Genomic DNA, 7,729 nt, shown 5'->3' on the forward strand with positions numbered 1-7,729 from the left:
CAGCACCAGCGCCGTCGCCAGCGCCCCCAGCAGCAGGTTGACCGCCATGCCGCCCAGCACCAGCGGCAAGCCGTTCAGCCCCTGTGGCCCGGCCAGCAGCAAGACCAGCCCCAGCGCCAGCATGGCCCCGCCCAGCGCCGGCCAGGCCGGGTGCAGCGCCAGCACGCCGGGCAGGCAGATGCTGGCCAGCACCACCCCCAGCCAGGCGCCGGCCGACAGGCCCAGCGTCATCGGCGACACCAGCCGGTTGCCGGTCAGCTGTTGCAGCACGCTGCCGGACAAGCCAAGCGCCGCGCCCACCAGCAGGGCCATGGCCGCACGCGGCAAGGCCGCATAGTGAAATTGCAGGCCGTTGAAATCGACCGGTGCCTGCCACAGCTGCGCCCACTGCGCGGCCGGGGGCAGCCCGCCATCCAGCCACAGGTGTAGCGACAGCAAGCCCAGCAGGCCGCACAGCGCCAGCGGATAGCGCCAGCCACGCCCGGTGGCAGGTAATAACAGGGTGATGACGGCTGACATCTCAGGCCACCACCGCTACCGGACAGGGCTGGCCGGCTTGTGGCAGCAGCTGGATATCCACCCCGTACAGCCCGGACAGGCGCGGCGAATGCAGCAGCTCCAGCGGCGAGCCATCGAAATACAGCCGCCCTTGCTGCAAGGCGATGATGCGGTCGGCATGGCGGGCCGCCAGATTGATGTCATGCAGCACCACCACCACGCCACGGCCGCTGTCGCGGTTAAGCCGGCGCAGCAGGCCCATCAACTGGTATTGGTGCGCCAGGTCCAGCGCCGAAGTCGGTTCGTCCAGCAGCAACAGCGGCGACTGCTGCGCCAGCAGCATGGCGATCCAGGCGCGCTGGCGTTCGCCGCCGGATAACAGCTCGGCCTCGTGTGCGGCATGCTGGGTCACGTCGGCAGCGCGCATGGCCTCGGCCACGATGGCGCTGTCCTGTGCGCTCCAGCGGCCGAAAGCACCGCGCCAGGGATAGCGCCCCAGCCCCACCAGCTCGGCCACGGTCAGGCCGGCCACTTCGGGCAGGCGCTGCGGCAGATAAGCCACGGCACGGGCAAACTGCCGCGCCGACAGCCGGTTCAGCGGCTGGCCATGCAAGTGCAACTGTCCCTGATCGGGCTGCAACTGGCGCGCCAGCAGATTCATCAAGGTGGATTTGCCGGAGCCGTTATGCCCCAGGATGACGGTGAAAGCCCGGCCATCCAGCTGCAAGGCCGGCAGTTGCAATACGCTACGGCCTTGCCGCTCGACTCGGATATCACGCAGGGTCAGCATGCTGCGACCACTCCTTTCTCAGCTGTGCCACACGCGCGGTGGCAGACAATTTCGGGCAGGTGCTGCACAGGGCGCCATCGCAGCGGCGAAAATGCTGGCAGCAGGCACGCCGCGCCAGCGCCAGCCGCTCGCCGCCGTTGTCCAGCGCCACCGGCCACACGCCGCTGGCCTGCGGCAAGTCCAGTGCCGCCAGCCATTGCCCGGTCAATTGTTCGATGGCGGCGTTGTCGCGTGCCGGTTGTAGCCGCTGCAGCAGCAGCAAGGCCGCCACCACGCAGTCGGCCAGCAGGCGGCCGGCCAGCTTGGCATGCAAGGGCTGCTGCGCGGCCAGTTGCGGCAGCACGCTGGCGGCGATGGCGCTCAGCTGCGCGGCCGCCGGCTGGCGCAGGCCGGCCGCCGGGCCATGGCGCAGCGGCTGCGCCGGCAGGGAGAAACCGGCCACCATGCCGGGCAGCAAACCTTGCTGCATGCTGCTCCAGTCCGGCAGGGCTCCCGCCAGCTCCACTCCCAGCACGGTGGCGTAAGCCGGCTGCCACAGCAGCAGGCCCCAGCTGCGGCAGCCCCAGTAATGCGGGCCGGCTTCCGGATGCCGGCTGCGCAAATGCTGCAGCAGCTGGCCAATGGCCGGGCCGGCCGTCGCCAGGGCAAACTCGTCGGCGGTGGCCTCGCCTATGCGGCCATCCAGACCGGGCAGCGCCTGAGACAGCTGCGCCAGCAGCTGCCCAAGCCTGCCGCCCTCACCTGCGGCTGTGGCGTCAAACGGCATGGCTGGCCAGTGGATTGCGCAGGGTGCCGGCAAACTTCAGATTGCCGGCCGGATTGGCCAGATCCAGCATCTGCTGGTTATTGCCCAGTTGCAGCCGGTTCAGGCATGAGCGGGCAAACTCCGGCATGAACAGGTCGTAGCGGGCAAAGCGCGCGGCCAGCTGCGGGAATTGCGTCTGGTAAGTGCGCACGCACTGGGCCACCTCTTGCCAGAACGCCTGCTCCGGCAGGCCGCAGTGCTCATCCAGAATGGCCGCCAGATAGCGGAAGAAGCCGTCGAACACATCGGTAAACAAGGCCAGCAGCCTCATCTCCTCCGGCACCTTCACCGCCAGCCGTGCCACGGCTGGCGGCAGCGCGGCATCCGGGTTGAGGATGGCGGCTTCCTCGGCAATGTCCTTCATGATGGCGCGCTGCGGGATATTGTTTTCCAGCTGCAGGATGAGGTTTTCCCCGTGCGGCATGAACACCAGTTCGTGGGCATAGAAGCAGTGCAGCAGCGGTGCCAGATAGGCTTGCAGATAGCGCGCCACCCAGCTGCGCGCATCCAGCCCGGAACTGTGGATCAGCGCCGCCAGCAAGGACTCCCCGGCGGCATCGATATGCAGCAGCGCGGCCATGGTCATCAGCCGCTTGCCCGGCCCCAGCAAGGCCGCCGGGCTTTCGCGCCACAGCGCCGACAACATTTTCTTGTAGGGCGAATCCTTGCTGATGCCGCCATCGAAATAGGGATTGCGAAAACCGATGGAGGCCACTTCGCGCAGGATGGCAAAGCCTTGCTGACGCAGGTAGGCATCGCTGTCCACCAGCTGGCGGATCCAGTCGTTGATGGCCGGGGTGGCCAGCATGTAATACGGCGACAGCCCGCGCATGAAGCCCATATTAAGAATGGACAGCGCGGTTTTCACATAGCGGCGCTGCGGCTGGCTGATATTGTAGAAGGTGCGGATGGACTGCTGCGCCAGATAGGCATCCTCGCCATAGCCCAGGCAGACGATATGGCGCTGTGCCACTTCCGGCGCAAAGGATATGGCCAGCTTGTTGAACCACTGCCAGGGGTGGGCCGGCATCAGCAGGTAGTCGTCCATCTCCAGCTGCTGTGCGGCCAGCTGGCGGGCAAAGCCGGCCAGCGCCGCGCTGCCCAGCTCTTCTTGCAACAGGCGCTGGTAGTCCAGGTCGGCCGCGCACGAGAAGGTGGCGCGCGACTTGTGCACCGCCAGCCAGATCAGCCGCTGCGGTGCCGCAGCTTCCGGCGCATGGCGCGGGTAGTCGACGGCATCGAAGCCGATGCGGCCGTTATTGGCGACAAAGCCGGGGTGGCCTTCCATCATGCTGGTTTCCACCGACTGGAAATCGGCGCGGGTCAGCTCCTCGGCACTCAGCCCGCCGCGGGCATGCTTGTAGGCACTGCCATACAGGGTGCTGCTGATCTCTTCCAGGTACACCGGCATCATGTCGTCGCCAATGCCCAGCACTGCCTTGAATTCGATGATGAAGGCCAGCGCGTCCAGCGCAGCCGGTGCCCCGTGCAGGCTGCGGCTGAGCGAAGCGGCATCGATCAGCCAATGCTCCAGCGCCAGCACGCGGGCGCGGAAGGTGTATTCCCCGCTGCCATCCGGGATGGGCAGGCGGTAGCTGCCCCAGTCGCCCTGCTGCTGTTGCAATTGTGGAGCCAGCAACAGTTCGTGGGAGAACTCGGCAATGGCCTTGCGCAGCAGCAGGCGGTTGACCTTGGCCCAGATGGCCGGCTGCAGATGTTGAACCAGTTGTTGCGGATATTGATGGCTAGGCGTTTGCATGGTGTTCCTTGCGTGACGGCCGCACAGCGCACAGGGGCGGCGGCCGGAATGATGGGCGATCAGACGGCACAAGCCGGCTGGGCGGCGGCGCAGGCCGCGGCAAACTGCGCCCGGCTGCAAAAAGCCAGCGCCGCGCGCTTGTGCGGCAGCTGGATCTCGCCCTGATAAACAAAGCCGGCATGGCGGTTGAGGCGGTGGATCTTGTCATTGCGCACATCCGGCTCCACCACCACCCGCGCCACGGCCGGGTCGGCAAACAGCGCAGCCAGCACGGTGTGCATCACCGCCCGGCTGAAACCGCTGCGCGGCGGCAGCGGTGGGGCCAGCAGCAGATGCATGCCGGTATCGCCCGGCTGTACCGGGTAGTGCCGGCCCAGCACATCGTGCGCCGGGTCGTAACGCTCCATCAGAAAGGCCGGCACACCGTCCAGCCGGCCCAGCAGTGCCTGGGCATGGCCGCTGTCCTGCAATTGGGCATAGGCAGCGCTCACCGCCGCCAGATCGCACTGCTGCATGCCCCAGTAACGGGCGTAATCACGGCGCACCCAGTCGTGCAGCAGGGGCATGTCTTGCGGCACCTGCAGCGGATAGAGGCGGAACTCGCCCATGCCGGCAAACTGACGGGAAAACAGCGGAGCAAGGTCAGGCGTGCTCATCAGCAAACTCCTTGGGAAAGGGTGGCCGCTGCTCGGGCAATAACAGCGGATAGGCCAGCAGGCACAGCAGCAGCCCCAGCGCCGCCGCCACAAAGGGCGCTGCCAGGCCATAACTGGCCACCAGCGCACCAGCGGCGCTGGACGACAGCAGCACGCCCAGGTTCTGGCACAGATTGATGCGGCTGTAGTCACGGGCGTAATGCAGCGGGGTGCTGAGGCGGAACAGCTGCAAATCCAGCCGCACCGTCAGCTGGAACAAGGCCCAGCCAAACAGGCAGCGCCCCAGCAACAGCAGTGGCAGCTGTGGCAGCGCCTGCAGCAGCAGTGGCAGCTGTGGCAGCGCCTGCAGCAGCAAGCCGCCCGCCCCCAGCAACAGCAGGCTGCGGGTACTGCCGGCCGCTGGCCGGGCAAGCCGCTGCCGGCGCCGGTTGTGCCACAGGCCAAGCAAGGCCAGCAGCGCCGGCAAGGCAAACACCGCCGCCGCCAAGGTGCTGTTGTCCAGCCCGCTTTGCTGCTGCCAGTACAGGGCAAAGAAGCCACGCACCAGATAGGCGCTGCAGTAAAACAGCAGCATCAGCAAGCCCAGCCGCCACAGGCCGCCAGCCGCTTGCGGCGCGGGCTCGCCCGCGCTGCTGGCCGGTGCGGCAGCCACTGGCAAGGCCGGTAGCGGTGCGCGCAGCAGCCACAGGCACAAGCCCATCTGCGCCAGATCGGCCAGCGCCATCAGCAAGAAGGCATGGCGGGCCGGCAACAGGCCCAGCAACACCCCGCCCAGCAAGGCCCCGGCGATACCGCCAAAATGGACGATGACCGACAGCAGGCCGATCAGCCCGGCATGCTCCTGCGGCGCGGCCTGGCTCATCAGCCGCGGGTAGATCAGCAGATAGCTGGATTTGCAGCCCACCATGGCCAGCGAAGCCAGCCAGAACAGCAGCATGCTGTCGGCGGCATAGCAGGCAACACACAGCAGCGCCGCCGCCAGCTGGGTGAAGGGCAGCAGCCGCAGCAACTCCACCCGCCGCGCCAGCCGCGCCCATAGCGGCAGCGCCAGCATCACCACCAGGCATAGCGCGGCCAGATAGTTGCCCACCAGCCGGGCATCCGCCACGCCGAAGCGGCTGGCGAAGTACTGCGGGTAAAACGGCAGCAGTACCGCATCGCCCACCACCGCCAGCGTGCTGAGCGTCAGCAAGGTCCGCCTCATGCGCTCAGTCTTTCCGGATCAGGCTGGCGCTCCGGCGCGGTGAATTGCTGGAAGGCGATGCGCTGCTCCACCGGGTAGTGCGCCACACCGCTGATGCTGCGGATCAGCCGCGCATTGCGATAGCAGGCCATGCCCAGGTCGGGCGACGACAGGCCGTGGGTGTGCAGCTCGGCGTTTTGCACGAACAGGCGATGCTCGGCATCGATGCTGTAATCGCGTGCCACGGCAAAGCGGCCATGTTCGTCACGGCGGATGCGCCCGGCAATCGGCGCCAGGAAGGCCGGCTGGCGGTAGCCATAGCCGGTCGCCAGCACCAGCCCGGCCGTCTGCAGGCTGAAGCGCTGTTGCTGCTCCAGCTGCTGCAGTTCCAGCTGGAAAAGCCCCTGCGCCTTGTCATAGCGGCAGTCGCTGAGCGCGGTATTGGCCAGCAGCAGGGTGTCCGGCGTGCCGTTCAGGTGCTTGCGATACAGCAGTTCGTGAATGTCGTTGATCAGGCTGGCATTGATGCCCTTGAACAGGCCTTTTTGCTGTTGCAGCAGCTGGTCGCGCTGCGACAGCGGCAACTGGTGGAAGTAATCCACATATTCCGGCGAGGTCAGCTCCAGCGTCAGCTTGGTGTATTCCAGCGGGAAAAAGCGCGGCGAGCGGGTGAGCCAGTTCAGCTGGTAGCCGCAGCGGTCGATGTCCTGCAGCAGGTCGTAGTAAATCTCTGCCGCGCTCTGGCCGCTGCCGATGATGGTGATGGAGGGCTGGCGCTGCAGCGCCGCCTTGTCGGCCAGATAGCTGGCCGAGTGGCTGGCGTGCTGCCGCACCGACTGGCAGCACGCCGGCCACAGCGGCACGGTGCCGGTGCCCAGCACCAGATGACGGGCGCGGTACAGCTCCAGCTCGCCGCTGGCCAGGTTCTGGCAATACACCTGATACAGGCTGTTGATTTCGTCGTACGCCACCCGCTCCACCTGGCGCTGCCAGCGCAGGCTGTCCAGCTGGGCGCACACCCACTGGCAGTACTGGTTGTATTCCTGGCGCAGCATGAAGAAATCTTCGCGGATGTAAAAAGCGTAAATCCGCCCGCTGCTTTTCAGGTAGTTGAGAAAACTGAAACGGCTGGTGGGGTCGGCCAGCGTCACCAGATCGGCCAGAAACGGCGTTTGCAGGGTGGCGTTTTCCAGCAACATGCCCGGATGCCAGTCAAAACCGGCCGCCTGGTCGAGGAATACACCGTCCAGCCCTTCCAGCGGCTGGGTCAGGCAGGCCAGGCCCAGATTGAAGGGGCCGATGCCGATGGCCACGAAATCGTGAATCTTGCCATTCATCGCGCCATCCTCCGCCGCGTGGCGTCACTTGCTGCTTGCAGGACAAAAGTCAGGTTCATTCGGCTTGCTCTCCGTGTGCTGGTCAGGCCAGCGGGTGGGAGGCCGGCCACGGCCGCAGTGGGTGCAGGCCGTGTGCCGGTCAGGGCTGGCGCGGCGGGCAACACCGGCCCGTTGCGCCGCTACAGGACAGGCCACATTGCTCACGACTGGCGGTGTGCTGTTGCTTGCTCATGAATCCCACTCCCGAATCAGAATTTTCACAATAATATTGCGAATGATAACGATTATCAATAGCATTATCGCATCAGCCAGCCATCCTGCCCACGCAGAAGGCATGGCCGATGCCGCCATGACACAAGCCCGGCAGGGGCCGGGCGCGGCAAGCCAGAACAATCAAGGACGATGCGTGATGACAAGCAGCAACAGACGCCAGCAAGCAGGCCACCAGCTGGGGAGAACCCTGTGTGTGGCCACACTGGCACTGGCCGTGCAGCAGGCTTATGCCGCCGACAGCAGCACACTGGAAACGGTAACGGTCAGCGCAGAACAGCGCGCCGATGCCCTGGCTCCCACCCAGGGCTACCAGGTGGGCAGCAGCAGGAGCGCCAGCAAGACCGACACCCCGCTGGCGCAGATTCCGCAAGCCGTATCGGTCGTCACCCGCCAGCAGATCGAAGACCAGAAACCGCGCACCATCAGCG

7 protein-coding genes and 1 pseudogene are annotated in these 7,729 nt (G+C 66.3%); 1 reads left to right on the forward strand and 7 read right to left on the reverse strand.

Features of this window, described 5'->3' with window-relative positions; all coding sequences use genetic code 11:
* The 7 genes from JHD64_RS20480 to JHD64_RS20510 all read right to left on the reverse strand — a co-directional run.
* A partial coding sequence (locus JHD64_RS20480) for an iron chelate uptake ABC transporter family permease subunit (protein WP_199055379.1) occupies positions 1 to 519 on the reverse strand: 519 nt, incomplete at its 3' end.
* Between the two features lies 1 nt (position 520).
* On the reverse strand, positions 521 to 1,288 hold the full coding sequence (locus tag JHD64_RS20485) for an ABC transporter ATP-binding protein (protein ID WP_199055380.1): 768 nt from the start codon (positions 1,286 to 1,288) through the stop codon (positions 521 to 523).
* Complete coding sequence (locus JHD64_RS20490) at positions 1,272 to 2,054, reverse strand: siderophore ferric iron reductase (protein WP_199055381.1); 783 nt, start codon at positions 2,052 to 2,054, stop codon at positions 1,272 to 1,274. The genes JHD64_RS20485 and JHD64_RS20490 overlap by 17 nt, the downstream gene beginning before the upstream one ends.
* Positions 2,044 to 3,852: an IucA/IucC family siderophore biosynthesis protein gene (locus JHD64_RS20495; protein ID WP_199055382.1), complete on the reverse strand. Its 1,809-nt coding sequence runs from the start codon at positions 3,850 to 3,852 to the stop codon at positions 2,044 to 2,046. Before JHD64_RS20495 ends, JHD64_RS20490 begins: the two co-directional genes overlap by 11 nt.
* Positions 3,853 to 3,911: 59 nt before the next feature.
* Positions 3,912 to 4,508 carry a GNAT family N-acetyltransferase gene (locus JHD64_RS20500; RefSeq protein WP_199055383.1) on the reverse strand — a complete coding sequence of 199 codons (597 nt, stop codon included), beginning with the start codon at positions 4,506 to 4,508 and terminating at the stop codon, positions 3,912 to 3,914.
* Entirely contained in the window at positions 4,495 to 5,712 is a 1,218-nt protein-coding gene (locus JHD64_RS20505) for an MFS transporter (RefSeq protein ID WP_199055384.1), read from the reverse strand. The genes JHD64_RS20500 and JHD64_RS20505 overlap by 14 nt, the downstream gene beginning before the upstream one ends.
* The gene (locus JHD64_RS20510) at positions 5,709 to 7,028 is read right to left on the reverse strand and encodes a lysine N(6)-hydroxylase/L-ornithine N(5)-oxygenase family protein (RefSeq protein ID WP_199055385.1); all 1,320 of its coding nucleotides are present in this window, start codon (positions 7,026 to 7,028) and stop codon (positions 5,709 to 5,711) included. The genes JHD64_RS20505 and JHD64_RS20510 overlap by 4 nt, the downstream gene beginning before the upstream one ends.
* A gap of 409 nt (positions 7,029 to 7,437) precedes the next feature.
* On the opposite strand from JHD64_RS20510, the pseudogene JHD64_RS20515 reads away from it, so the two are divergent.
* Positions 7,438 to 7,729: pseudogene (locus JHD64_RS20515) on the forward strand (hypothetical protein); the annotation flags it as partial.

Origin of the sequence: Aquitalea sp. ASV15 (assembly GCF_016429115.1) — a bacterium.
GTDB lineage: Bacteria > Pseudomonadota > Gammaproteobacteria > Burkholderiales > Chromobacteriaceae > Aquitalea > Aquitalea magnusonii.